The sequence below is a fragment of the Desulfovibrio sp. GTC20076 genome, assembly GCF_055385905.1.
The window spans coordinates 768,532-794,915 of the sequence record NZ_AP039366.1 but is presented as its reverse complement, the minus strand read 5'-3'; the positions used below and the strand labels follow the sequence as shown (position 1 = coordinate 794,915).

Here is a 26,384-nt window from a genome sequence, read left to right as displayed (position 1 = left end):
CATATTTTTATCGGCACATCCCTGCCATGCACGGGCCGCGCGACAGGCGCGCAGCCCGGCACATCAAGCCGTAGAATAGAACGTGCCCGTGTCGGGCTATTTCTGCTCAAGCAGTTTGTTGAACACCATTTCCATCATCTCGGCATCGGCAATACCCGGCTCAGATATGACCCGCTGTCCGTCCTTGGCATAAAAGACGTTGTGCGGAATGCTGGTTACCTGAAAAGCCCTGGCGATGTCACGATCGGCCATATACACGGGGTAATCCATACCCATTTTCTTTATAAACGGCGTCACGACCTTGGCGTCTTCATCCACAGAAAGGCTGATGATAAGAACATTCTTGCCGGCGTATTTCTTGTTCACCTGCACAAGCTCGGGAATTTCCACCTGGCAGGGAGGGCACCATGTGGCAAAAAAGTTCAGCATGATGACCTTGCCCTTGTTCTTGGCCAGAAGGTCTGTCAGCCCTGCCAGATTGAGCGAAGGAACACCGGAGGCGGAAGAAGAGCCGGCAAATGCCGCGCAGGGTAAAAGCAGGCACAACAGCAAGGGAAGAAGGATTTTTTTCATATCATACCTTACAGGCCATTAGGAAGGCCGGAATATGCGAAGGGTTACCATGCCGCCGGGCCTTGCGCGCGGGCGCCCGGCATGAGCGCACCCGCGTAATGCAGAACAATGCTACATAAAATTCTTGGCGGCCCGCACAGCGCCCACGGCATCCGCACAGTAGGCATCGGCCCCGATCGCATCGGCAAAAGCCTGGGTAACAGCCGCGCCCCCCACCATCACCTTGATAGCCAGCCCTTTTTCCTTCACCAGTTTTATGGTGTCTTCCATACGCACCATTGTCGTGGTCATCAGGGCCGACAGGCCGATAATACGCGCGTTATGCTCAAGGGCGCAAGCCACGATATCTTCGGCAGGCACATCCTTGCCCGCGTCAATCACATCAAAACCGTGGTTTCCCAAAAGCAGGGAAACAATATTTTTGCCAATATCATGAATATCCCCTTCCACCGTGGCCATAATCACCACAGGGCGCTCTTCGGCCCCCCGCCCGGCCTCGAGGCGAGGCTTCAGATGACCAAAAGCCGTCTGCATGGTTTCGGCCGCGCGGATAAGCTGGGGCAAAAAATATTCGCGCCGTTCGTAGCGTGCGCCCACCTCGGTAATAGCCGGAATAAGCACTTCCTGCACAAGGCTGAAAGGCTCGGCCCCTGCGGCCAGTTCGGCTTCAAGCAGGGACAGGACATTTTCCCTGTCGCCGTTGAGTACGGCCTCGCCAAGGCTTTTGGACGCCCCACCGCCCCCCTGGCGTTGCAGTACGCTGCCTTCGCCGGGCTTCCAGTTGGCGTAACTTGAAATGAATGAAGACGCATGGGGATCATGCTCGCCCAGCACCTTGAGTGCATCAGCCGCCTCGCGCAGGCGCTGGGCTGATGGGTTGGCAATGCACGATGAAAGTCCCGCTCCGGCGGCGTAGGCCAGAAATGTGGCATTAAGCAGGTCGCGCGCGGGCAGGCCGAAAGAAAGATTGGAAAGCCCCAGGGTTGTCGGCAGGCCCTGCTCTGCACACCAGCGCGTCATTTCAAGGCACTGGCGCGCGCCGTCCGGACTGGAGGAGACTGCCAGAGCCAGAATATCCACCATCATGAGCCGCCGTGGAATGCCGAGACGTTCCGCCCGCAGAAGAAGGCTCTCCACAGTGCGGATCCGTTCCACGGCCTTTTCGGGCAAGGTTGCGCCCTCGAGCGGCAGCAGGATGAAAGGCGCGCCGTAATCGCGGCACAGAGGCCCCAGCAGTTCCATCCGGCCTTCTTCGCCACTGATGGAATTCACCAGAAAAGAGCCGGGGCAGTACGGCAGGGCGGCGGCAATGGCCTGGGCATTGGATGAGTCCAGAGAAAGCGGCACCGTGAGCCGCCCCACCAGACGCTGCACCAGGTCGGGCAAAAGCGCGGTTTCATCCCCAAGCGGCGCGCCCACATTCACGTCCAGTACAGTGGCTCCGGCCTCAATCTGCGCATCAGCAAATTGCAGGGCCGTGTCAAAGCGCCCTTCCTGAAGTTCGAGAGTAAGCTGCTTTTTGCCTGTGGGATTGATACGTTCGCCGATAATGGCAAGAGGCCGTCCCGCGCCGATGCGCACCATCTGCGAACGGCTCGTCAGGCAGATGCCGCTGCGCTTCACACCCGTGGGGCGCACCTCGCCAAGGCCGCGCAGACTGTGCGCCAGAGCCGCAAGATGTTCGGGTGTGGTACCGCAACAGCCGCCGAGCACCTGCGCGCCCATATGGGCAAAAGAAGCTGTCTTGCGGGCGAAGTCCTCCGGCCCCAGCGGGAATACCGTCTGCGTTCCCCGCAGCTCGGGCAGGCCGGCATTCGGCTCGGCCATGACCGGGCAGGCGCACACGCCCAGAAGTTCGGCAACCACAGGCTCCATCTGTTCCGGCCCGAGGCTGCAGTTGGTTCCCACCACATCCACGCCCATGTTTTGCATGGTTTCGGCAAATATGGCGGGGGTAGATCCCGTAAGGCTTACGCCCTGCTCAAAAGTCATAGAAACCATTACCGGCAGGTCACAGACCTGTCTGGCGGCCACCACGGCGGCCCTGGCCTCGGCCAGGTCAAACTGGGTTTCGATGAAAACAAGATCAGCCCCGCCGGCCACAAGCCCTCGTATCTGCTGGGCGAAAACTTCAATAAGCTCGGCAGGTTCAACAGGCCCCAAAGGTTTGGCGAAATGTCCGGTGGGTCCCACGTTGCCCGCCACGAAAATCGGGCGGCCGTCAGGGCGTGACACATCGGCCGCAGCCGCGCGCGCCACCGAGGCCATACGCTTGTTAAAAGAAAAAACATCAAGATTTTTCGAAAGCTTGTAAGCATTGCCGCCGAAGGTGCAAGACGTAAGCAGATCAACGCCCGCCTTGAGGTAGGACGCATGGATACCCCGCAGAATATCGGGATTTTCCATGCAAAATTCTTCCGGGCTTGTACCCGCAGGAAGACCGGAAGCCTGAAGCATGGTGCCCATGGCGCCGTCAAGCAAAAGAGGACGTCCCGAACCGAGCGCTTGTCTGAAAGTCATGAATGCCGCCACCTTGGCCGTCATAGTTTATTGAAAAAACAGGCCCTTCCCCACTGCCGCGCAAAGCCCGTCTTTGCTTTCCAGCCATAATACCTGTATAGTATGCAAACGTTCCGGCAACTGCGGGTTTTCCACTGGAGAGGAAGCAGCGGGCATTTCATAAACGCATAAATACCTGCGCAGCCCGCAGAGCCATCCTGAAAATCCGGCCATAAACGCCGTGTGTGACAGGCCCGCCGTAGTGGCCGTACCTGCAAGCAATGGGCGGCTGTTCTTTGCCCCCGATGAATAATATTGAAAAGAACAAACCAAAACTATAGCATACAGACATTGCAGCGCTTTTGGAAGCGCTAATGCCTGAGTATGGATAAAATGAAAAAAAATAGCAAGATAGCCCCGAGCAAAACCAAGGGCGCCGCAGCAGCGGAAAAAAGCAGAAAAACCACGCTTCCGGTGGAGGTTGTCGGGCCTGAAGATGCCCCCAGGCAGCCCTCTGCGGCTGCCGGAAAAACACGAACCCGCGTTGCCGCAGACACTGCCGCCAAAACATCCGCCGGGAACGTCGGCAAAAGCCGAAAAAAAGAAACGTCTTCATCTCTTGAGCCCGACGATGGCAGCCGCAGCTCCGGCACGGTGCTGGATGTGGACGAACTTGAACATGAGCGCGATACGGACGAGCTTGATATCGAATCGCCCGACAGCGAAGAAGAACTGCTCGACTCCGACATGGACGAAGACGATGAGCCGCGCCTGACAGATGAAGATGAACAGGACCGCAGCGTTCCCGCGCCCTCTTCTTCACGGGTGCCTGCCGTGGGTACTCGCGACAGCCTGCACCTGTATCTTCGCGAAGTAAGCCGCTTCCCCATGCTTAAACCCGAAGAGGAGCATGAACTGGCTGTGCGCGTGCGCGATCATAATGATGCGGACGCCGCCTTTCGCCTGGTTTCATCCCACCTGCGGCTGGTCGTGCGCATCGCCATGGATTTTCAGCGCCGCTGGATGCAGAATGTGCTTGACCTTGTGCAGGAAGGAAATGTGGGCCTCATGCGCGCGGTCAACAAGTTTGACCCTGACAAGGGCATCAAGTTTTCCTATTATGCCTCGTTCTGGATCAAAGCCTATATTCTCAAGTTCATCATGGACAACTGGCGCATGGTCAAGATCGGCACGACCCAGGTGCAGCGCAAGCTGTTCTACAACCTGAACAGAGAACGCCAGAAGCTCATCATGCAGGGCTACGACCCGGATGCCGCCATGCTTTCGGAACGCCTGGGCGTAACCGAAGAGCAGATAAATGAAATGGACCAGCGCCTTGCCTCTACAGACATGTCGCTTAACGCCCAGGTGGGCGAAGATTCTGGCGGCGCCACCCGCATGGACTTTCTGCCAGCCCTGGGACCAGGGATCGAAGACAGTCTGGCATCTACGGAAATAGCGGGAATTGTGCGCTCAAAGCTGAAAACCATCATGCCGAAGCTCAATGAGAAAGAACAGTATATCCTGCACAACAGGCTGCTTTCTGACGAGCCGATCACCTTGCGTGAGATAGGCGAACGGTATAACATCACAAGAGAAAGAGTGCGCCAGCTTGAGGCGCGCCTGGTGGAAAAAATCGGCCAGCACATGAAAAATGACATCGAAGACTTCTCCGATCACTGGATTCAATCCTAGAGCATTTCACGTATGAAACGCTCTGCAAGGGTTTGCCTTCAAATCCTTGCCGCCAAATGATTGCAGGACGACTTTGCCGGCCGGTAAGCACTCATTTGAGGCGATAACTGCTTTAAGCGCACGGATACAGTCCGCAATGAAACGAAAAAATATCGCGCTGCTCTGCGCCCTGATCATGGCCGCCGCCACATCCTTCTCCCTTCTTGGCTGCGGCGGCTGTGCCGGAACCAAAGCCCCGGCCGACCAAAGCCAGGCCGAAGAAAGCTCTGCGGTGCTGCGCGATGTTGAAATCCGGCAGTCCGAAGAGCAGCTTTCGCCCGAGGCCCAGAGTACCTACGCCTTTCTTCTGTGCGCCCAGGCCCTGAATACAGAAGACGAGGCAGCCCTGCTGCGGGCCGCGCCCCTCATGACTGCAGCCGGGCTGCCGGCCAGTATCTGGCTGGAGGGCGGCGTCTGGCTTGTAAGCCGCAAATCTGCCGCGGCCGTACCCTATCTTGAGCAGGGGCTTTCAGTGGCGCCCAACGACATGTCGCTCAACCTGCTCTATGCCGAAGCGCTTATGGAACAGGGGACTCCCGAGCGCGGCGTGGAGCTTATGCGCACCTATCTGGCAAAGCACCCGGACTCGCTGGACGCCCGCCTGGAGCTGGCCCTTCTGCTGGTCAAAAGCAAGGAATACACTGAGGCTGAAAGCCTGCTCAACAGCGTAACCGCCAAGGAACGCACCCCGCTGGTGGACTACTATCATGCCCGTGCGCTCATCGGCATGGACAAACAGGCCGAGGCCATCCCCTACCTGCAGAAAGCCATCAAGGAAATGCCCGACTTTGTGGAGGCCATGGCTGAACTGGCGTTCATTCACGAGCAGCGCGCTGAGCTTAAATCTGCGCGCAACCTATACGAAAAGCTGCTTAAATTAAATTTTTCTCCTCAGGATGTGCTGCTGCGGCTCATCAACCTTTCCCTGCGCATGAATCAACCTGAAAAGGCACTGAAATACATGCGCCAGGGACCGGACACCATCCCCTTCAAGCTCACGGTAGCGGGGCTTTTCATCGATTCGCGCCACTACCTGCAAGCTGAAAGTCTGCTCAAGCAGATCGCCGCCAAAGACGATGCCCCAGTGGATGTCTACCTGCTGCTGGCCGACCTTACCTACGAACAGCGCCACGACCTGCCTTTGGCACTTTCGTGGCTGGACAGGATCCCGCCGCAAAGCAAGGCTGCGCCCAGGGGAGCCCTGCTGCGCGTACAGTTGCTCGGCGAATCCGGAAAAGAGCAGGAAGCTCTGGCCGCCACACGGCAGGCCCAGAAACAGTTCAGCGACATCCCCCAGTTCTGGGACCTGGAAATCCGCCTGCTGGCCCGTCAGAAAGAAATGCCGCAGGCCCTTGAGGCCGCGCGCAAGGCTGCAAAAAAATGGCCCGATAATGCGGATATGGCTTTTCTGCTCGGTTCTCTGCTGGACGAATCGGGTGACAAAAAAGAAGCTTTCAAGGTAATGGAGCATATCCTTACTCTGCATCCGGACAACCATCAGGCCCTCAACTACGTAGGCTACACCCTGGCGGATGAAAACCGTGAACTGGAGCGGGCTCTGGCCCTGCTTGTCAAAGCCGACGAACTGTCGCCCGACCAGTCCTATATCGTAGACTCACTGGCCTGGGCCTTATACCGGCTTGATAAAAATGAAGAAGCCCTGATCCAGATACGCCGGGCCGTCAAGCTTGACGAAAATGCCGATGCCTCCATCTGGGAACACTACGGCGACATTGCCTCGAAGGCCGGACTCACGGACGAGGCCCGTAATGCCTACCAGAAAGCGCTGGACCTCAAACCCGACAATGCGGACGCATTGCGGCAGAGACTTTCAAAACAATGAAAAAAATCTTCGTCCTTTGCTGCATCTGCAGTCTTGCCCTGCTGGCCGCCTGCGCCCGCCAGCCTTCTCTGGACATGACTCCCGAAAATCAGGCCAGGCTTGAAGAGCGCTGGCAGGCATTTTCTGCCCTTGGGCAACACAGCCCTCTTGCGCCTTACCGGCTGCAAATGAGCCTGCGCTTCGGCACCGAAGGCGATACCCGCCGTGTCACAGCCCTTTTCTGGGGCAACAGCCAACGCAGGCTGCGCCTGGATGTCATGGCCGGCGTGGGTGCCACCGTTGCCAAAATCCTTGAAGACGGGCAGCACTTCCTGGTTTACAGTCCCACGGACAACAAAGCCTACTTTTATCAGGGGGCCGCCAAGCCGCTGCTGCAGGTGGGCGTGCCCGTTCCCTTCAACCTGGAACACCTGGCCGACCTGCTCAATGGTCGCTACAGCGCCGTTTTCGGCAAAAACTTTACCACCGGCCACCTTATGCCCGGCGACCTCGCCCAGTACACGCTTGAAGGCACGCCCGGCGGTGTGCTGACCCTTGATCAGGCGGGCCTGCCCGTGGCCTGGAGCGAAAAAGGCGACAGCGGCAAGGGTTGGAAGATGGAGGTGGCCTACGACAACACAACGCCCCCTCTGCCCCAACGCCTGAACCTCGTCCACTCCAACGGCAAGCGCGCCATAGTTCTGATCAAGGACAGGGAAAAACCTGCGGCCCCCTTTACAGACGGGCAGATGACCTTATCCATACCAGAGGGCGTGCCGCTGTTGCCGCTGGCGAAATACCGCCAACCCTAGAGCAGACGAACACCGAAATGCTTCACATTTCAGTATTGCCATTCTGCCGAAAAATGCGACTCGGCAGGATTCATACCAGGTTACGGCGCGCTGCACTCGCGGGCAGCGTTAGCGCATATAAACTTTTTCAAAGGTAAAATGCGCTAGACCGCCCGGCGGACGCTATGCGGCGGGCAGCATATGGCCTGCCGCGCCTTTTGCTGATTGACCTTTGATGTGCTTTTCCCGGGCCGGCCGGTTATCCGGTCGGCCCGTTGTCACCTCTGCAGGAGTTGTTATGCAATCCATCCATCTGGCATCGGACCATGCTGGCATCGATCTTAAAACCACACTGGCCGAGCATTTGGGAAAAAAAGGCATCAACGTCGTAAACCACGGCACTGATTCCAGAGAAAGCTGCGACTATCCCGTCCTGGCGCACAAGCTTTGCGCCGCTGTGGAAGCGTCCGGCGAACTGGGCATTCTTATTTGCGGCACGGGCATCGGCGTGTCCATAGCCGCCAACCGCCACTCCGGCATCCGCGCCGCTCTTTGCACCACGGAACTGCACGCCCGCTTTTCGCGCCTTCACAACAATGCCAATGTGCTTTGCCTCGGCGCGCGCGTCACCGGTGTGGAGCTGGCGCAGGCCATAGTGGATGCTTTTCTGGAAGCCCCTTTTGAAGGCGGCCGCCACCAGCGTCGCCTGGATATGCTTAACCTCCCCGCATAAAGGAAGATCATGCTGCTCTACAATACCCTGGGCCGCCAGAAAGAAGAATTCACTCCTCTCCGCCCCGGCAAGGTAAACATGTACGTCTGCGGCATCACCGCTTACGACTATTGCCACATCGGCCATGCCCGGTCGGCCCTGGTTTTTGACGTACTTGTGCGCCAGTTGCGCCATATGGGCCTGGATGTGACCTTTGTACGCAATTTTACGGACGTGGACGACAAGATCATCAACCGGGCCAACAAAGAAGGGCTTGACTGGCGCGAAGTGGCCCAGACCTATATCAACGCCTTTTATGAAGATATGGACAGGCTCGGCGTGCAGCGCGCGGACGTGGAACCCCGGGCCACGGACCATATACAGGAAATTCAAGACCTCTGCGCCAAGCTGGTAGCTGAAGGCAAGGCCTATGCCACGACATCGGGCGACGTGTATTTCAGGGTGCGCTCCTACCCGCCCTACGGCAAGCTCTCGGGCCGCAGCCTGGACGAGATGCTTTCCGGCGCGCGCGTGGCCCCCGGCGAAGAAAAGGAAGATCCGCTGGACTTCGCCCTGTGGAAGGCCGCCAAGCCCGGCGAACCCTCCTGGGAAAGCCCCTGGGGTCCGGGCAGGCCCGGCTGGCACATTGAATGCTCGGCCATGAGCGAATCTTACCTGCCGCTGGACATCCACGGCGGCGGGCAGGACCTGGTGTTTCCCCACCACGAAAACGAAATCGCCCAGACAGAGGCCGTGTGCCATTGCCATCTGGCCCGGTATTGGGTGCACAACGGCTTTGTGCAGGTCAATGCCGAAAAAATGTCAAAATCACTTGGCAACTTCAAGACCATCCGCGATATTCTTGAAAGCTACCTGCCAGAAACATTGCGCTTTTTTCTTCTCGGCAAGCATTACCGCAGCCCCATTGACTTCACTGCGGAGGGTATGGACGAGGCGGAAAAAGCCTTGCACAGGGTGTATACCGCCCTGCTGGAAACGCAAAAAGCCCTCACGCGCGAAAAATGGAAAAAATCTCCCCTGCCCGCGCAACTGACAGAAGATTGGGCCGCACAGGCCGAGGCTCTGGACGAGGCAATGAATGACGACCTCAACACCGCGCAGGCTCTGGGCCATATCTTCACACAGGTACGCCTTGTAAACCGGTTGCTGGAAGACAAAACACTGCGTGCCGCCGAGGCAGGACGGGATCTTTTGCAGGACTTTCTGGCCCGGGCAGAACAGTGGAATACGCGACTGGGGCTTTTCGGCCAGCAGCCTGAAGCGTTTCTGGCCGACCTGCGCCGCATTCGCGCCGCCCGCAGAAACATTGACATCCCCCGCGTGGAGGCTCTGCTGCAAGAACGGCAGGAAGCCCGCGCAAACAAGGATTTCGCCCGTTCCGACGCTCTGCGTCAGGCGCTGCTTGATCTCGGGGTTAGCGTACAAGACACCCCCGAAGGGCAGAACTGGGACCTGGAGTAGGCTCGGCCCGGGTACCGACGGGAGAACCTATGCTGCATTATTGCGCCCCGCGCCGCTGGACGGCCCTGCTTGTGTTGCTGGCTTTTCTGCTGCCGCAGATCTGCCCCGCGCCCGCGCAGGCATTCTTCTTCGGCGGCGTGACCATCAAAGACGAAAAGGAGATGGGAAAAAAATTCGATGTAATGGTGCGGTCAAACCTGCCTATCATCGAAGACCCGGAGGTAAAGCAGTATGTGGACTATATGCTGGGCAGGCTGGTCAAAACCATTCCTCCGCAGCCGTTCACCTTTACTGCCAGCACCATACTGCACAACTCCCTTAACGCCTTTGCTGTACCCGGCGGCTATGTTTACGTGTTCACCGGTCTGATAATGAACCTGGACAAGGAAGAAGAACTGGCCGGCGTGCTGGCCCACGAACTGGCCCACGTCACCCAGCGCCATGTGGCCTCACGGCTGCAACGCGCCCAGTTCGTCACCCTCGGCTCCCTGCTGCTGGCCGTAGCGGGCGTGGCGGCGGGTGGCGCGGGCGGCGGAGCCATGGCCGTCGGGGCCATGGGGGCTGGGCAGTCCGCCATGCTGAATTACAGCCGCATGGATGAAAATGAGGCCGACCATATCGGCCTGCAATATCTTATCGCCGCAGGCTATCCACCGGGCGGCATGGTGGGCGGCTTCAAGGTACTACGGCAGAAAAGCTGGATGAGCGGCATAAGCGTGCCCACATACCTTTCCACCCACCCCGCTCTGGGCGACCGCATCAACGGCCTTCAGGCCCGCATCCAGAGCATGCCCAAGGCCGTGCAGAGCCGCAGCCAGGACAACAGACGCTTTACCCGTGTCAAAGCGCTGCTCTGGGCCAGATATGGCGATGACCAGGCGGCCCTGCAACGCTTTTCAGGCAATGACGGCCTGTCCAGGATGGGCCGGGGTATTGTGCTCGCCAGGCAGAACCGTATCAACGAGGCCAGCCAGGCCTTTGACCAGGCTCTCAAGGCAGCCCCCGAGGACCCGCTGGTACTGCGCGAAACCGGAGCCTTTCACTACCGCAAGGGTGACATGAGCCGGGCGGACGGCCTGCTTTCCAAAGCCATGCGGCTGGACCCCAATGACTACATGGCCTCCTTTTTTTATGCGCGCATGCTGGATGAAACGGGCAGGCAGGCGCAGGCCGCCAGCCACTACAAGGACGTGCTGCGCCACGTCCCCGAAGACTCTGAAGTGCATGAGGCCTATGCACGCTCGCTCGGCAAGGCGGGCAACACGCCCGATGCCTACATCCATATGGCCTACAGCGCCCTGTACTCCAACAACAAAAAACTTGCCGAACGGTATTTCAACCAGGCCAAGAGCATGGCCTCCCGCACGACGGACAAGCGCGCTTTTCAGCGCCTTGAGACCGCCTACAAAGAACGCAAGGAAATATGGGACAAGAACTGATGGAAACACATGCCACTACAATTCTCGCCGTTCGTAAGGACGGTATCGTGGCCCTGGCCGGTGACGGGCAGGTGACCATGGGGCAGACCATGATCATGAAGCATGCGGCCCAGAAAGTACGCCGCCTGCATGACGGCAAGATTCTGGCCGGTTTTGCCGGAGCCACCGCCGATGCGTTTACCCTTTTTGAACTTTTTGAATCCAAGCTCAAGGAAGTACGCGGCCATATGGTCCGGGCCGCCGTGGAAATGACCAAGGACTGGCGCAAGGACAAATACCTGCGCAAGCTGGAGGCCATGCTGCTGCTGGCCGACAGGGAACATATCCTGGTGCTTTCAGGCACAGGCGATGTTATCGAACCGGACGACAATGTGGCTGCCATCGGCAGCGGCGGCCCCTATGCCCTGGCGGCCGCGCGGGCGCTTTCCCGCCACAGCGGGCTTGACGCTGAAACCATCGCCAGGGAATCCATGCGCATTGCCGCCGAAATATGCGTTTACACCAATGATCACGTGACCCTTGAAACCCTGTAGGACGGCCTGACGCCACATGGCGCCGCTGCCCTGCCCGGCCGCATATTGTTGCAAAACACGGCAGGAACGTAAGCGGGCGGCAGCTGCCCTGCGCCGGGGAACTCGACGGGGATTCCAAGGCTATATTGCACTGAAAGCGCAACGTGACGCAATATCCGCGCGGGGCAATCGGAGGATCAGATTGCTTTGCGGTTAAGGGCGGCCGCGTCTGCACAATTGCCCGCAGCATCCACACGCTCCGCAAACGGCGTCACACATACGGCTTAGAGAACATACGAGATAAAAAACATCAGACCAGGGATATGGCAAGGATACGTTCATGAGCATTCTCACCGCCGGTTGCAAGGTAAATCTGGGCTTGCGCATCACCGGGGTTCGCCCCGACGGCTATCACGAAATCGACTCTCTGTTCTACCCCTTGCCACGCCCCTGTGATCAGATAAAGCTGCGCGTCACTGACGTCAGTGGTATTTCCGTGCTCTGCACAGGGCCGGGGGCCGGGCTGCTGGATGCGGAAAACAATACCCTTACCAGGGCCTACACAGCCTTTGCCCAGGCAGTGGATTTCCCTGTTCCCGGCCTTGAAGCGCGTTTGCGCAAGGGTATTCCTTCCGGGGCCGGTCTTGGCGGCGGCAGCAGCGATGCGGCAGCCCTGCTGCGCTGGCTTAACGGGCATGTTGCCACACCGCTCTCGTCACAGGCTCTGGCAGAGGTAGCCCTTGGTGTGGGGGCCGATGTGCCTTTTTTTTTGCACAATTGCCCCTGCCGTGTGCGCGGCATAGGGGAACTTATCGAATCTGTTGACCTGGATGTTTCAGGCATGCGTCTGGTGCTCGTATGCCCGGAAATCCATGTAAGCACGCCACAAACCTTTGCTGATTACGATGCTTTTGCGGCTGCCTCCCACGCTGCCGAAAAGCAAAACAGCTTGACAAGAGAGCAAAGCAGGGCTAATGGAACTTTTCTCTCCCAAGGGCGGTTTGACGCTGACTTGGGCAACGATCTAGAAAGCGTTGTCTTCAGACGTCATCCCGAGCTGGCCGACATCAAGGCCACCCTGCTGCGCTACGGGGCAACAGCGGCTTGCATGAGCGGCAGCGGCTCCAGCATACTGGGGCTTTTCAGGCGCGAAGCGCTTGTGGAAGCACAGGCTGCCGTTGCCATGCTGCAAGGAGAGAACAGGCGCGTTTACGCGCATGTGCTGTGATTATACTGGGATGTAGCCAAGTGGTAAGGCAACGGGTTTTGGCTCCGTCATTCGAAGGTTCGAACCCTTCCATCCCAGCCACACACCATGCACGACGCGCAGTGAATGCTGGAGCGGCTGCTATGCAAATACCCGACCGCTCCGGTTGCCGTGTGGGTAAATACCCGCATCCGGCCATGGCGGCGACAGGCCAGCCAACTTCGTGACCGGCGGCAGGCAAGGGTGTACAACCTAAATGCTCTTTGACGCGCAAGGCGGGGCGGTTCATGTTCAGCGATCTTAAGATCGTAACCGGTTCTTCCAATCCGGAATTGGCCAAGGCCATTTGCAACCATCTGGGCTGTCAGCTCACCCCAACGCTGTCCACCACGTTCAGCGACGGGGAGTTGCGTATTGAAATCGGCGATAATGTCCGCGGCGACGATGTTTTTGTGGTGCAACCCACTTGTCCGCCCACGGTCAACCGTAACCTTGTTCAGCTGTGCCTTATGCTTGACGCCCTTAAAAGGGCGAGCGCGGGCCGCATTACAGCCGTTATTCCCTATTACGGCTATGCGCGGCAAGACCGCAAGGTCAGCCCCCGTGCGCCCATAAGCGCCAAGATGGTGGCCGACTTCATCAGCGTGGCCGGAGCAGAACGCGTGGTGACCATTGATCTGCACGCAGGGCAGATCCAGGGCTACTTTGATTGCCCTGTAGACAACCTTTTTGCCGTACCTGTAATGCTCGATGCCCTGCGCAAGCTCGGCGAAGAAAAAATTGTCATCGTCTCGCCCGACGCCGGCGGCGTTGAACGGGCCAGGGCCTACGCCAAGCGCCTTGATGCGCCCCTGGCTATTGTGGACAAAAGACGCGACAAGCCCAACCAGGCGCAGGCCATGCACGTCATTGGCGACGTGCAGGACCGGGTAGCCATTGTGGTGGACGACATGATCGACACCGCGGGAACCTTGTGCGCCGGGGCCGAAGTTCTGATGAAAAACGGAGCGAAAAAGATCGTGGCCTGTGCCACGCATCCGGTGTTGTCCGGTCCGGCCATTGATCGCATCAATGCCACCGAAGCCCTTTCACAGGTCTTTGTCACCGACACCATCCCGCTGGGCGACAAGCTGGAACGATGCCCGAAACTCGAAGTCATCTCGGTGGCGGCGATTCTGGGCAAAACCATTCACAACATTCACACCGGTTCTTCGGTCAGCGTGTTGTTTGTTTAGCAAAAACCGTCGGCGCAAAGCCTTCGCGCACGGCCGTACGGCGCACATCCCGCAAGGGAATGGCAAGATACAATAAAGAAAGCGCTGATCCATGCGGATTTTTGCTTTCCGGCAAGGGCAAGCGAATTCCGGGCGCACGGCGTGCAGGGCATGCCGGGCCGACAACGGACGCAGTCTCAGGCGGTCAGAAAGCAAAAAGACCGGCGGGCGGCATTTCTCAAGAACTTTTCCGCACGTGTCAGGCGGCGGTAAGCCAAGGAGTGGACCATGAATATTGAAAAGACTTTGAGCGTGCAAAAACGCGAAGGTTACGGCAAAGGCCCCAGCGGCCGCCTGCGTGCCCAGAAATTGATCCCGGGCGTGTTCTACACCCCCAAGGGTGAAAACATTTCCGTGCAGGCCCCTGCCCTGCCCCTGCAAAAAATTTACGAAGAAATGGGCCACACCACGGTGTTCAACCTCGAAATCGAGGAAAACGGCCAAAAAACCGCCTATCCCGTGCTTATCTGGCAGGTGCAGTTCCACCCCTACAAGCGCGCTTTCACCCACATCGACTTTTACGGCGTGGACCTTGACAAGGAAGTCACCGTTGACGTACCCGTGGAATTTGTGGGTACCTCGCGCGGCGTGAAGCTTGGCGGCGTGCTCGAAACCTATCGCGAAATGGTACGCCTCACCAGCAAGCCGCTGAACATGCCCCAGAAGATCACCGTTGACGTGACCGATATGGGCATCAACGACACCATCAGCGTGGGCGACCTCAAGCTGCCCGAAAACGTGCGGGCCGAGTTTGACCAGAACTATGCCCTGGTGACGGTCATCTCCAAAAGCAAGGACGATGCCGAAGAAGAAGGCGACGAAGACTAGCTTTTGTCCGGGCCGGCAGACCGATGAGCCGGTCAGGCCATTTACGACCATTTATGGCCGGTTCCTTGCGGAACCGGCCTCCTTTTTAGAACAGATGCATGCTAAAGCAGCCCTGCCGCCTGCCCGACCAGCGTCCGCCGCTGGCCGAAGAGCTTACGGATAAAAGACAGGACCGTTATGCGTTGCGCAGTAAGGCGCCGTAACGAACGCCGTAAAAACTTTGCGGATCTATATTCGCAACGGTAGAATATTCTGGAATATGCCGCACCATGCTGTGACCTATCATTCCCTGCGCCCGCTGGGCAGCAGGGCAAGCCTGGAAATCTGGCCCAAGCACAGGGCCGGAGTCATGCTTTTTTATCCTGGAACTATGCTTTCGCCAGTGCAGTACAGGCCGCTTCTTTCTGCCCTGCATGAGGCAGGTTTTGGCGTTGCCGCCCTGCACTTCACCGGCCATGGCCGCAACAGCCACTGGACGGGCTTTACCTTTGACGACCTTGTGCAGGACGGTCTGGCTGCAGAGCAGTGGCTGCGCAAACGGGGACACCGCGCCGTTGCCGTTTGCGGGCACAGCCAGGGCGGCATCCTTGCCATGGCACACGCCGCAGCCTCCCAAAAACTCGTTGCGGCTTTTCCCATTACCGGCATTTTGCCGCAGAGTGACAGGCTTATGGACCTGACGATATTTCGGCGCTGGAGCAACAAAAAGCATGAATTTGCAGCAACATTACGCTTTTTGGCGCGTTGGCTACCGCGCCTGCCCATGCCCTTGCAGTCGTATCTTTCCGTGCGGCGCATTGTAGCTGGCGCGCGCCATATTGCCTATAACAGAAAGCAGTGCCGCATGAGCTATCCGCTGGGCTATCTGTCCAGCCTTCTTTCAGCCTCCATAAGTGAACAGATGCAATGCCCTCTTTATTTTTTCAGTGCGGTCAATGACGCCCTTTTTACCCCGGCCGGGGTTCAGAGCACTTTTGAGCAACTACACGCACCGCAAAAAAAGCTTGTCTGGCTGCCCGGCGGAGGCCACCTGGCTGCCATGAACCCTGCGCTGTGCCGCTACATGGCACGGCACGCAGCGGCAGCCTGCGTAGGACTGGGGCTTCCCTTGCACCTGGAAAAGACATGTCGCGCTCAGGGAGGCGCAGCGTATGGACTATAATGGCGTTCTGGTGGGTCTGGGCAATCCGGGCGCACGCTATGAAGGCACACGGCACAACTGCGGCTTCGCCCTGGTAGACGCTTTTGTGGACTTTGGCTACCGTCACGGCACTGTAGACGAAATGAACGGCGGCAAGTTTTCCTGCCAGTTGTGGCGTGTGCGACTGCCCCGCCTTGACGGCTGCTGGCTGGCCGCCAAGCCGCAGACATTCATGAACCTCAGCGGGCAATGCGTACAGCCGCTACTGTCCTGGCATAAGCTCAAAGCAGCAGACCTTGTGGTAGCCCACGATGAACTGGACATACCCCCCGGTGAACTGCGCTTCAAGTTCGGCGGAGGCAATGCCGGGCACAACGGCTTGAAATCCATTACCGAACTTCTCGGCACACCGGATTTTTACCGACTGCGCATGGGCATAGGCCGCCCCCCCCACAAAGGCGATGTGACCAACTGGGTTCTGGGCCGTCCCCAGGGTGAAGACGCCGAAAACCTGGATCACATCCTGCCACTGGCGCTTGATGTCCTGTTTGCTTTTGCCGACAAAGGCCTGGACAGCGCCGTGCGCCTGGCTGGAAAAACGACCCGGCCACGCAAACCCGTAAGGCAGACTGCAAACGCTGAAGCCAGCAACAACAGCCCGGAAGCTTCCGCAACCCCGCAAAACAAAGATAATACTTAACCCGGCGTGACGGCGCCAGTGTTTTGTGGTATGTATCCAGTAATACGAAGCGCAGAGGTCTGGTGAATGCCATGTGCACCCCCCCGTACCTTTGCTCTTGGGACAGGGGAATGACTCACTAGTGAGTCTGTAAAGAACTGCTTTACATCCTGCGGCACTGCCAATAAACGTGGTGCTGTTTTGCTGTAAACGGGTCTTGAAGGCGATCAACAGCCAAGCCCTGTGCTTTTTTTGCTTTTTCGGCTGGACTCTTCAACACATTTAGACTACTATCTTTGAAGAGTAAGTTTCCAACTCATCTTTTATTCAAACAAAATTCGTGACTTCCAGCTTTTTCCGCTCCAGGTCTCGTACAGTGGCGCTCCTTTGGGGCGTGTGGTGGCATAATGTTCACGCCGAACGATCTCGTTGTATATCCAGCCCAGGGGGTGGGCAAGATAGAAAGCATCGATAGCCAGACTATTGGCGGTATCGCATGTGATTTCTATATTGTTCGCATTCAGGCCAACAATGTAACGTTGATGGTTCCTGTTAACAATGCTGCACACGTGGGGCTGCGCACTCTTACCACGACGGAAGAGGCGGAACGCATTCTTGAAGAGCTACGCAGCAGCACCGGCAAGGTTGTTCATACCGGCCAGAACTGGAACCGGCGGTTCCGCGAGTATTCCGAACGCCTGAAAAGCCCCGAGCTTGCCGTGGTTACAGAAGTTCTACGCGAACTTCTGCTTATCGGCCGCACCAAGGAACTTTCTTTTGGTGAACGCCGCCTGCAGGAGCAGGCCATGGGACTCGTCACCGGTGAACTGGCCGAAGTGCTTAAGGTCGAGGAAGACAGCCTTCGGGATGAATTGCTTGAACTTTATGCGCCACCGCCACCGCCGGAAGAAAACCAGAACTGAACCGGCCCCTTTTGGGGCACCCCCAACCCGGTCTAAAAGACTGTATCTGCCCGCAATTAACGGCAAGCCGCTGTGTCGGGTATGGCGCACACGACCCAAAAGGTTGTGTATGCTGCCGGAGCATGACCGGGAGTGACGTATTTTTTAAGGTGTAGACGTCACTTTTCTCTTGCCATAATGCAAAAGATGGGCTAATCGCTTTCACGCACACCTATTTTGTCTCCTTACATCCAATCGCCAATAGTACAGTGTTGTAAAATACTGTATGGTTTTAGTTTGTCTTATTCAAAAGATCGGACAGTTATGCGCAAAAAGAAAGCTACCCCCACACTGTTGACAGACAGCGCCCTGAGCCTCACCGACCTGAAGACCCGCAGCATGCAGGAACTCATGGATCTGGCTGAACAGTACGAGATTGAGAATGCCAGTTCCATGCGAAAGCAAGAGCTTATCTTCGCACTGCTTTCCACCTGCGCCTCGCAGAACGGTGCCATCTACGGCGACGGCGTGCTGGAGATACTGCCGGATGGCTTTGGCTTTCTGCGCTCGCCCCTTTGCAGCTACATGCCGGGACCAGACGACATATATGTGTCGCCATCGCAAATCCGGCGCTTCTCCCTGCGTAAAGGTGACATTGTTTCCGGGCAGATCCGCCCGCCCAAGGAAGGGGAGCGCTACTTCGCCCTGCTGAAGGTTACCGAGATCGGCTTTGAACCGCCGGAACATGCCAAAAATCTCGTCCTGTTTGACAACCTTACCCCCATCTACCCCGACCATCAGCTCGTCATGGAAAATGGCGAGAAAAATCTTTCCAACCGCGTCATCGACATCATGGCCCCCATTGGTCGTGGTCAGCGCGGCCTTATTGTTGCCCCCCCCCGCACAGGCAAAACCATTCTGCTCCAATCGCTTGCCAATGCCATCAACGCCAATAATCCGGAAGTCTACCTTATCGTGCTGCTGATTGACGAGCGCCCCGAGGAAGTGACGGATATGGAACGTACGGTCAAAAAGGCCGAAGTAATCAGTTCCACGTTTGACGAGCCGCCGCAGCGCCATGTGCAGGTCTGTGAAATGGTGCTTGAAAAGGCCAAACGCCTTGTAGAACGCAAGCGCGATGTTGTTATCCTGCTTGACTCGATCACCCGCCTTGGCAGGGCCTACAACGCCGTAACCCCCTCGTCCGGGCGTGTACTTTCCGGTGGTCTGGACGCCAACGCCCTGCAGCGGCCCAAACGCTTTTTCGGTGCGGCTCGTAACATCGAAGAAGGCGGCAGCCTGACCATTATCGCTACCGCCCTGATTGATACCGGTTCACGCATGGACGAAGTAATCTTTGAAGAGTTCAAGGGTACAGGCAATATGGAAATCTACCTGGACCGCCATCTTTCGGAAAAGCGCGTGTTCCCTGCCATCGATATCAACCGCACCGGCACCCGCAAGGAAGACCTGCTGCTGCCCGAAGACGTGCTCAACCGCGTCTGGATACTGCGCAAGATTCTGGCCCCTATGTCTGCCATTGACAGTATGGAATTCCTGCTGGACAAGATGCGCGGCACCAAATCCAATAAAGACTTTATGAACGCCATGGGCAAATAGGCCTGTTCAAACAAAGCCTGCAAATGCCTTATTGAACCCCGGTTTTCCGGGGTTTTTTATTTATTGCTGTTAGCATTTAAAATCACTGCTTTTTCCCAAAACACCGGCAGTTTGCCTGCTGTATCACTATTTTTTATGTGCTATGGTATACGTGCAGGCGGCCTGCGCCCCTGCGCCGCCTGTGGCGGCCCGGCCCTTAACATAAGGAAAAAACATGAAAAAATACCTGCAGTATGGAGCATTCGCGCTGGCCGCAGCCCTGCTTTTGACCGGCATCCAGCCCGCAACAGCCCAGGATAAGGAACAAGATGGCGCAAAGCTCTACACGGCTCTTTGCGCTTCCTGTCATACCCCCACACCCGGGAAAATGATGGGCAAGCCCGTTGACGGCCTGGTGGCGGGGATGGAGAAGGTTAAAAATATGGAATCCCCCACCGGCCCCCTGATCAAAATGAAAGCAGTGCTTACGCCATTGACTGAAGCGCAGATAAAAAATATCGCCGAATACCTCAACCAGCTTAAATAACCAAATGCGTAACGCCCCTGGGGAGTTCTCCAGGGGCGTTATGCTGGGCCTGCCAAAAAACCTGGCCGGCTGCGCTTGCATGCTATCAGTCCCCAGCCCACAGTCCGGCCTCCAGACAGGCCTGTTTGACAAACCTGTTTTCGTTGCCCTGAAGCCTCTCGATACGCCCGGCCCGGGCGCACTCCCACGCATCCACCGGATACCGGCTGTTCCAGGTCCGCATAAGCTTTCGCTGCCTGTGGCTCATCCTGTAGGATGAAGAATAGGCCTCTGCCATATAAAAATAGGTACGTGCTATCTGACCACGCGCGCGCTCCGGCGGTTCTGCCCTGTTCCTTGCCACTTTCATGGCGCATTGCCCAAAGCTCGACACGGCTTCCGGCAGCATGGCATAGATAAAATTGGAACGCAGGGCATTAACCGCACCTATGGACGGGTACAGGTTATACATATCAGCCTGCATGAGGCGGTAATGGCTGTTGACTTTTTCCGCACAGCGTCGGCCCCTGTACTGCTTGGCACCTTTGACGCACGCAGGATGCCCTTGTCTCCATTCCTGAAAAAAGCGGCCCATATTTTCTGCAGACAGGACGTGCTCCCATTCCAGTCTTGCGGCCCGTGCAGCATGTGCAGCAACTGAAAACCCTTCCGGCAGGGTAATTTCACCGCCGGAATCATAGACCGCACCACAGTACAGTGTAACGGAATGGTCATGATACACTTGGCTTGCCAGCATTTTTTTGGCCGCGGAAAAACTTTCATTACTGAGGTTTCCGGCAGCCAGTACCAGGCAGGCGTTGAAAAAAAATACGCTGGAAAAAAGCAGTATTCGCATAACCTACCTCTTTTCCAGCTATATAAATTTATATATATTTAATCAACGATAAAAATACATTTGCCTGTAAAACTCCTTTTGTGTCTCGCCAATGCACTCCCCTTATTCAAATTGATGATGACAAGCACAAAAAAATAATATAGCTTGGTTTTCTTGAGCGAGTTCTATCGGGCAGTTAGCTCAGTTGGTTGAGCATCGCCCTTACAAGGCGGGGGCCGGGGGTTCGAGTCCCTCACTGCCCACCAATGATACCGAGGGGTTACGGCGCATTCCGTAGCCCCTCAATTTTTGTACAGGTTTTTTTGTACAGGTTTTGGTGGCGCAGGAAGTGCTTCCACAGCGGCCTTTTTTTGTGAATCGCGGACGTGTTGATAATGCTTCAGCACCATCACTGGGCTACTATGCCCCATCAACATCGCCACTGTACCCACATCGACATCAGCGGCAATCGCCTCTGTCGCAAACCCATGTCGTAGGTCATATGGCCGTATGTGCCGGGTGATGCCAGCGGCCTTTAAAGCGCCCTTCCAAGCCGTGTTTACCTTTTTGATCGGTTTACCCCGGTACGTCACCACATGATCTACGCCTTTTTCCGCATCCGCTGCCAGCCATTGCCGCAATATCGACAACAAATCATCTCGGATAGGGACATCCCGCCACATCTCGGCAGCGCCCTTCTTAGCATTGGGTACGCGAATCACGCCACTGATTAGGTCAACGTCTTGCCAGCACAGCTTTAGCAACTCGCTTTGCCCCACCCGCATGCCGAAGTGGTAGCCAAGGATGATTACTCTGCGCAAATGTTCAGGAGCCACCCGGTACAGCATATCCACCTCTTCTTGTGTCGGCGGGACATATCTGACATGTTGAGCCTGCGGAAGGACTGGAAACAACGGCAACAATTCAAGGCTCCCGTTTCGATGCGCCCAACGCAACACTGCCTTTACGATACCCATTTTCCTACGGATGGTTGCCCACTTATTGCCAGAAGTGGTCAGCCATTCTTTCATTTCTTTTAAGCACTGGAGGTCAATTTGCTCCAATTCGTAATGGCCGTACCTGGATAACACTCCTTTTACAGCAAATAACGTCCTTTCAAGGTTATGCACTTCCATCTGCTTGTCTTTGAGATACATGTACAGGACTGATTCGAGCGTATTGGCCTTGGTCTGCTGAGGCAATTCTGTTCTGCGGAAAGCATCACGCTCATATTTCAGTTGGTACTTGATAAAGGCATCGTGCTTTTCTGCATCCTCCGGTATGCTGAATGCCTTGCTTTCGCTTTTTCCCGTAAAGGGGTTCGTCCAATAAACAACAAAGGGGCTTTTACGCCCCTTCTGTATCCTGATCGCCATAATTACACACCTTTGGCAGCTATTGGACAGGCTGCCCCCTGCTGATCTCGGCAAAAATCTCTGCTGCTGTTCGTCCAAGAATGGGACGCTTCCTAGGCAGCCTGCCAGAGCTTTTTGCCTGCCGGTTTTGGGCTTCGGCGTGCAATGTGTCCGCTACCTGAATAACAGCGGACGTGCGCCATCGCAAGCCGTTGCCACGCCCCCTGCCCATGTCTACAGGCTTGACGTTATATTTTTCTAACAATGCGCGGGCCTTTGACTCGCTCATATTGAGCGCTGGCCCTATTTCTTTCCTCGTAAGGTATAAAGGCATTTTCATGTTCTATGCCACCTCCAAGTATACATCCGTCCCGGCCACATCGCAGCCGGGGGCAAGCTCCATCAGCAGGTAGCCCAACGACCATCCCGTGCGTTCAAGCCAGCCCCACGACTTACCCACCGTGAAGTCTGCGCAGCGCCTGCGGGCGTCCAAAAACATTGTGAATCCTGTCCAGTACTGCGCCGACCAACTTTGCAACAACTCCGGCCCGGTGCCTTCTGTCAGCATGTGCGCGGATAATTCTTCACACGCTGCGTCAAGGTCGCGTTGCGCACCAGACGACAATCGTTTGACTTTCAGGGCCGGGGAACATTCGTCAATCCAGCGCGATACTGTGGCACAACGTGTAGCCAATTTGCTACCGGGCTTGGCAATTTTGAGCAGGATGCCCAGTGCCGCTTCCATAACTGTGAGGGCCAGCAGGGTATCGCGGTGCTGGATGGCGTGGGGGAGTGGTGCGGTTGTCATGGCTGGTGCTCCTTGATTTCCATAAACGCTTCTATGAACGCTGCAGCTTGCGGCGCGACAATGGCGTTACCATAACCGCGCAGTCGTCCCACGCGGTTGGTAGCCCCATGAGCCAACGGGGAAGTGCCGGATTCAACTGCCCGCCACTTTCCATCCCTGCACAAGAGCCAGTCAGCATCTCTCCAGAAGCCGTTAGTCGGGCCGGGCCTACGGCTAGCTCTGCTGCCCCCGGAAGCTTCAGAAAGATGTTCCTCGTTCCATCTGGCTTCTTTTTCCCGTAGCAGTACCCGCTCCCCAACGCATCGTTCACTATCGGCGTGGGCCAACCCGAAAGCGCTTGGGCTGTCTGAGCCAAATTGCTGCATTTGTTCGCCCTCTGTAGGCGTTTTTCTGCATATTCCTGCGGGTTCGGCATGCGTGAGCAGTTGTCGTCCTGCGTTGTCGGTGTAGGCCAGCCCACCAACCACATAACTCTCCCAAGCAGTGCGTTTAGTGGTACATTGACACACTCTGCACCGTCCTTGTGGTCTCGTGTCGTTGGTGTCGGCCAACCGCAGGCATGCGCCATCATTGGAAGCGTCATACCGCCCACACCCTTCATTTTCCCTGCTTCCAAGTGCCGGGCATTGCGTGCCAGCTTCGTTTCCCACTTCTCCTCTGACACATCTCCACAGCGAGGTGTCGCCCAGTGTGTCAGTTCCAACCCAGTATAATCTTTGCCTGATGTGCGGCGCACCGAAGCCCGCAGCGCAGGTATCAATCGCCCCGAAGGCGTAACCCGCGTTTTCCATGTCAGCTTGTACAAGGTCGAGCCAAGCGAGGCCGTCTTTTGACGCAACCTGTTCTCCAAAGCAGACTGAAGGGCGGCACTGGTCGATGAGACGGAAGAAGTCAGGCCACAGGTGGCGTTCGTCTTTGAATCCTTTTCCCTTTCCTGCGCTGCTAAACGGCTGGCAGGGACAACTTCCTGTCCAGACGGATCTATCATCGGGCCATCCGGCTTGGCGCAGGGCATACGACCAGACACCGATGCCCGCAAAAAAATGGCACTGTGTAAACCCGGCAAGGTCGCTTGGCATAACATCGGCAATGCTCCTTTCATCAACTTCGCCTGGAGCGATATGCCCGGCTTTGATTAGCTCACGCAGCCATGCGGCAGCGAATGGGTCGATTTCGTTGTAGTACGAAGACACATCACTCACCCTCACCCGCAGCCACGGCGCGTATTTCCGCCCGCTCTTCCGGCGTGATCGTGGTTGTCGTATCACTCATAAAAAACTCCCCGCGTTGTCGGTATGCGCGGCCCACCTGAGGATGTATGGCTGAGAAATAAAAAGCCGCCTCAGTGGGCGGCGGTTGCACAAATATGGCCCGCGTATCGCCCCACGGGCAGGGGTTGGGGGTTGCTACCGTGATTCACCACACAGTTTCAGGCGACACCATCCAGATGCCGCCTGTCGTATGGGGTGAGGAGGAGAGTGTTAAGCTAGAATGGAACGTCAGAATCGTTGTGAGGCGGTGCGTCGTCATACGGCAACCGTCCGTTGCCACCTCTTGGGGCATCGGTTCCAGCGGCTTCACCTCGCGTGGGCCCGTCAGTGATAAACTCGACACCGCGCATCAAATCATTGTATTCTTTGTCGGTGCAGGCAACGATACGGGAAAGGCTGTTGTTCCAGTAGGTTTTGCCGTCCTTGCCAACATAGCCCTTTTTGTTGATTCCAAGGCGGGCCGGGAAGACCATGCCGTCAAAGTCTGTCCATTTGTTTACCTGACGCTGTGAATCAGCCCGCGCGCTGGTGTCGGCAGGGTCAATGCGGCGCACAGACTCAATTATAGCCTTGAGAATGGAGCCACCGCGCTTTGCTGCCGTTTCCTGCCCTTCTGTAAGCCTGATTTTCTGCATGCCGACTTGCAGCGTGATATTTTCAAACCACGAGCAGCCTGCATATGTCCCGTCTACAACTTCGATCTTGCATGGCAGTTGCAGAAGGCCGCTTTGAGCTTCGGCAATGTCGGGGTCTTCTCGGCTGGGATATTTGGTACGTTCAAGGTGCAGCTTTACCAACACCCGGCTACCAGCAGGCACAGGGCCATAATTACGTTCTTTCTGTGCTTCCTCGCGACTGAAATCAATTGCCATTGCTGTAAGCTCCTTCGCTTGCTGTGCTAAGTTCCTCGTGGAAAGCGCCCCATGTTGGGTCGTTGCCTATGTATATCTCGTCTGGCAGAGGCCAGCGCGTTTTTGCTTGATATGCAGGGCGTTCTTGCGTGTATATAACGCGCTCACCACTGCCCTTTGCCTTTGATTTTCCGTTGTCCTTGGCTTCAACAACGCGGCTCTTGTAGTTCATGAACAGCAGCATTTCAGCCCATTCAGTCCATAGTGCTGCGGCCCGCTTATGCAGCTTGAGAGTGTAGCGCTGGTATGAGTCTGAGTCCGGCGGGTCAAACATGACCGGGACAGCGTGCGCAATGCACACAACATGCATACCTGCGGCTTCCCGCAGATCGTCAAGCATCCGCTGTAAGCCACGCCATTTGTCGTCAACCTTGACATATCCCTTGCCAAAGCCGAAATCTTCAATGTTTTTCTTTTGCTCTTGTTCGCAAACCCTTCGCCACACAAGCGGCTCTGCCCAATCAAGGCTGTCCACAATCAACGTTTTAAACCCATGCCCAGGCTTTCGCAGGGCTGTAATGGCCTGCTGAATCTCTTCTGTGGTTTTGGCTACCTGTGGGAACGTAGGTATATCCAAGGCCCCTGCACCGTCTTCCGTACGCAGTATTATGGGCTTGGGCCATGTTGCGGCGAAGGTTGTCTTTCCAACGCCAGGGACGCCGTAAACAACCACTTTCTGCGGCGAGAAATTTTTGCTGCTCACAACGCTATCCAGGGAAAACGGGTTAGGGTTAAAGCCCCAAGTGTCCTCAAATTCTTTATTGTTCGCATACTTCGGCGCGGGTGGGCTGGCCTGCTCCGAAAGCTGCCCCGCTGTCTGTGTCATGATAAAAGTCCTCATTGTTTTGAAACAAAAACGGCCCTTCCGCGGGGCCGACAAACGCCCCTGAATCGGGGCAGACATCACAATTGCAGCACCGTGGCGCTGCGTGTGGGCAAATGTGTAGGTGGCGGCACATGACTATCCTCCGCGCTTTTCTGGGATGGCTTCGTAATACCGCTCCCAAAACTCCATACTGCCAGCACTTTCGTCACCAATATATTCTGCGGCTGCCGCAAGAGCTTCTTGCATCTTCGCCGCCCGTATCGCCGCCGGGTGTTTTGGGCATACTGCGTCATGGGCCATTGCTTCTTCGGCATTATGGAATGACGCACCACAGTTGACGCAAGTGCAGGCCATTGAAATCTTAGCAAGGCCATCATCACCCATCACGCTTGATGCGATATTGTCCATTGCCCTTGCGATCAGCTCTGCTTGAGACAACATATTAACATTCAATGCTGCTTCAAGTTGCTGCTTCAGACTGGCGTTCTCTGCTCTGAGTTCTGCTTCGTTCATCCTACCCCCTCGGCGCTTGCCGTGCGCCACTGCGGCGCTGGTTGTTGTACAGTTGGCACGACCAGCACAGGGCCATGCCGTGTTGCGTGGGCCGCTTACAGCGGACACATAGGCCGTGTTCGCGTAGTGTGGCGTAGCGCTGGCG

The 26,384-nt window shown here is 56.7% G+C and carries 24 protein-coding genes and 2 tRNA genes; 17 read left to right on the top strand and 9 right to left on the bottom strand.

Annotation, left to right across the window (positions count from 1 at the left end):
- Positions 1 to 96: 96 nt before the first annotated feature.
- Together ACZ495_RS03565 and ACZ495_RS03560 are read right to left on the bottom strand one after the other, a co-directional pair.
- Positions 97 to 573, bottom strand: coding sequence for a TlpA family protein disulfide reductase (locus tag ACZ495_RS03565; RefSeq protein WP_012625067.1), 477 nt, complete (start codon positions 571 to 573; stop codon positions 97 to 99).
- A 111-nt stretch (positions 574 to 684) separates the two neighbouring features.
- Positions 685 to 3,093: a homocysteine S-methyltransferase family protein gene (locus ACZ495_RS03560; protein WP_464262629.1), complete on the bottom strand. Its 2,409-nt coding sequence runs from the start codon at positions 3,091 to 3,093 to the stop codon at positions 685 to 687.
- A 372-nt stretch (positions 3,094 to 3,465) separates the two neighbouring features.
- Here ACZ495_RS03560 and ACZ495_RS03555 point away from each other — a divergent pair, with 372 nt between their 5' ends.
- The 16 genes from ACZ495_RS03555 (at position 3,466) to ACZ495_RS03480 (ending at position 19,741) form a co-directional block, all read left to right on the top strand.
- Positions 3,466 to 4,767 carry a sigma-70 family RNA polymerase sigma factor gene (locus ACZ495_RS03555; RefSeq protein ID WP_464262628.1) on the top strand — a complete coding sequence of 434 codons (1,302 nt, stop codon included), beginning with the start codon at positions 3,466 to 3,468 and terminating at the stop codon, positions 4,765 to 4,767.
- 136 nt (positions 4,768 to 4,903) lie between these two features.
- Complete coding sequence (locus tag ACZ495_RS03550; protein WP_464262627.1) at positions 4,904 to 6,649, top strand: tetratricopeptide repeat protein; 1,746 nt, start codon at positions 4,904 to 4,906, stop codon at positions 6,647 to 6,649.
- The gene (locus ACZ495_RS03545; protein WP_012625071.1) at positions 6,646 to 7,440 is read left to right on the top strand and encodes a LolA-like protein; all 795 of its coding nucleotides are present in this window, start codon (positions 6,646 to 6,648) and stop codon (positions 7,438 to 7,440) included. Before ACZ495_RS03550 ends, ACZ495_RS03545 begins: the two co-directional genes overlap by 4 nt.
- Before the next feature lie 277 nt (positions 7,441 to 7,717).
- Positions 7,718 to 8,152 carry a ribose 5-phosphate isomerase B gene (gene rpiB / locus ACZ495_RS03540; RefSeq protein ID WP_012625072.1) on the top strand — a complete coding sequence of 145 codons (435 nt, stop codon included), beginning with the start codon at positions 7,718 to 7,720 and terminating at the stop codon, positions 8,150 to 8,152.
- Positions 8,153 to 8,161: 9 nt separating this feature from the next.
- Positions 8,162 to 9,613 (top strand): cysteine--tRNA ligase, encoded by a 1,452-nt coding sequence (gene cysS, locus ACZ495_RS03535; protein ID WP_464262626.1) that lies wholly within the window; start codon positions 8,162 to 8,164, stop codon positions 9,611 to 9,613.
- 29 nt (positions 9,614 to 9,642) lie between these two features.
- Positions 9,643 to 11,052 carry a M48 family metalloprotease gene (locus ACZ495_RS03530; RefSeq protein WP_464262625.1) on the top strand — a complete coding sequence of 470 codons (1,410 nt, stop codon included), beginning with the start codon at positions 9,643 to 9,645 and terminating at the stop codon, positions 11,050 to 11,052.
- Positions 11,052 to 11,585, top strand: a complete 534-nt coding sequence (gene hslV, locus ACZ495_RS03525; RefSeq protein WP_012625075.1) for an ATP-dependent protease subunit HslV — start codon at positions 11,052 to 11,054, stop codon at positions 11,583 to 11,585. Before ACZ495_RS03530 ends, hslV begins: the two co-directional genes overlap by 1 nt.
- A gap of 319 nt (positions 11,586 to 11,904) precedes the next feature.
- Positions 11,905 to 12,792 carry a 4-(cytidine 5'-diphospho)-2-C-methyl-D-erythritol kinase gene (gene ispE / locus ACZ495_RS03520; protein ID WP_464262624.1) on the top strand — a complete coding sequence of 296 codons (888 nt, stop codon included), beginning with the start codon at positions 11,905 to 11,907 and terminating at the stop codon, positions 12,790 to 12,792.
- 6 nt (positions 12,793 to 12,798) lie between these two features.
- Positions 12,799 to 12,873: transfer RNA gene (locus tag ACZ495_RS03515), tRNA-Gln, on the top strand.
- A 185-nt stretch (positions 12,874 to 13,058) separates the two neighbouring features.
- Complete coding sequence (locus ACZ495_RS03510) at positions 13,059 to 14,006, top strand: ribose-phosphate diphosphokinase (RefSeq protein ID WP_012625077.1); 948 nt, start codon at positions 13,059 to 13,061, stop codon at positions 14,004 to 14,006.
- Positions 14,007 to 14,273: 267 nt separating this feature from the next.
- Positions 14,274 to 14,873, top strand: coding sequence for a 50S ribosomal protein L25/general stress protein Ctc (locus tag ACZ495_RS03505; protein ID WP_012625078.1), 600 nt, complete (start codon positions 14,274 to 14,276; stop codon positions 14,871 to 14,873).
- Positions 14,874 to 15,132: 259 nt separating this feature from the next.
- Positions 15,133 to 16,035, top strand: coding sequence for an alpha/beta hydrolase (locus tag ACZ495_RS03500; protein WP_464262623.1), 903 nt, complete (start codon positions 15,133 to 15,135; stop codon positions 16,033 to 16,035).
- Positions 16,025 to 16,714, top strand: coding sequence for an aminoacyl-tRNA hydrolase (gene pth, locus ACZ495_RS03495; protein WP_296984349.1), 690 nt, complete (start codon positions 16,025 to 16,027; stop codon positions 16,712 to 16,714). The genes ACZ495_RS03500 and pth overlap by 11 nt, the downstream gene beginning before the upstream one ends.
- 386 nt (positions 16,715 to 17,100) lie before the next feature.
- Positions 17,101 to 17,616, top strand: coding sequence for a CarD family transcriptional regulator (locus ACZ495_RS03490; RefSeq protein WP_012625081.1), 516 nt, complete (start codon positions 17,101 to 17,103; stop codon positions 17,614 to 17,616).
- Positions 17,617 to 17,919: 303 nt separating this feature from the next.
- Positions 17,920 to 19,215, top strand: a complete 1,296-nt coding sequence (gene rho, locus ACZ495_RS03485) for a transcription termination factor Rho (protein WP_012625082.1) — start codon at positions 17,920 to 17,922, stop codon at positions 19,213 to 19,215.
- 214 nt (positions 19,216 to 19,429) lie between these two features.
- A complete protein-coding gene (locus tag ACZ495_RS03480; protein ID WP_296984354.1) occupies positions 19,430 to 19,741 on the top strand; it encodes a c-type cytochrome in 312 nt (103 codons plus the stop codon).
- Between the two features lie 85 nt (positions 19,742 to 19,826).
- Here ACZ495_RS03480 and ACZ495_RS03475 read toward each other — a convergent pair whose 3' ends face one another.
- Positions 19,827 to 20,576 carry an endonuclease gene (locus ACZ495_RS03475; protein WP_464262622.1) on the bottom strand — a complete coding sequence of 250 codons (750 nt, stop codon included), beginning with the start codon at positions 20,574 to 20,576 and terminating at the stop codon, positions 19,827 to 19,829.
- A 169-nt stretch (positions 20,577 to 20,745) separates the two neighbouring features.
- On the opposite strand from ACZ495_RS03475, the gene ACZ495_RS03470 reads away from it, so the two are divergent.
- Positions 20,746 to 20,821, top strand: a tRNA-Val gene (locus ACZ495_RS03470).
- A 36-nt stretch (positions 20,822 to 20,857) separates the two neighbouring features.
- On the opposite strand, the gene ACZ495_RS03465 is transcribed toward ACZ495_RS03470, so the two are convergent.
- From ACZ495_RS03465 to ACZ495_RS03440, 6 genes are all read right to left on the bottom strand, one after another.
- Entirely contained in the window at positions 20,858 to 21,931 is a 1,074-nt protein-coding gene (locus ACZ495_RS03465) for a tyrosine-type recombinase/integrase (protein WP_464262621.1), read from the bottom strand.
- A gap of 322 nt (positions 21,932 to 22,253) precedes the next feature.
- Complete coding sequence (locus tag ACZ495_RS03460; protein ID WP_464262098.1) at positions 22,254 to 22,718, bottom strand: hypothetical protein; 465 nt, start codon at positions 22,716 to 22,718, stop codon at positions 22,254 to 22,256.
- Positions 22,715 to 23,911 (bottom strand): DNA cytosine methyltransferase, encoded by a 1,197-nt coding sequence (locus tag ACZ495_RS03455; RefSeq protein WP_464262097.1) that lies wholly within the window; start codon positions 23,909 to 23,911, stop codon positions 22,715 to 22,717. The genes ACZ495_RS03460 and ACZ495_RS03455 overlap by 4 nt, the downstream gene beginning before the upstream one ends.
- A 293-nt stretch (positions 23,912 to 24,204) precedes the next feature.
- On the bottom strand, positions 24,205 to 24,861 hold the full coding sequence (locus ACZ495_RS03450; protein ID WP_464262096.1) for a hypothetical protein: 657 nt from the start codon (positions 24,859 to 24,861) through the stop codon (positions 24,205 to 24,207).
- On the bottom strand, positions 24,851 to 25,726 hold the full coding sequence (locus ACZ495_RS03445; RefSeq protein WP_464262620.1) for an ATP-binding protein: 876 nt from the start codon (positions 25,724 to 25,726) through the stop codon (positions 24,851 to 24,853). Before ACZ495_RS03445 ends, ACZ495_RS03450 begins: the two co-directional genes overlap by 11 nt.
- 135 nt (positions 25,727 to 25,861) lie before the next feature.
- Positions 25,862 to 26,239, bottom strand: a complete 378-nt coding sequence (locus tag ACZ495_RS03440) for a hypothetical protein (protein WP_464262619.1) — start codon at positions 26,237 to 26,239, stop codon at positions 25,862 to 25,864.
- Positions 26,240 to 26,384 lie beyond the last annotated feature (145 nt).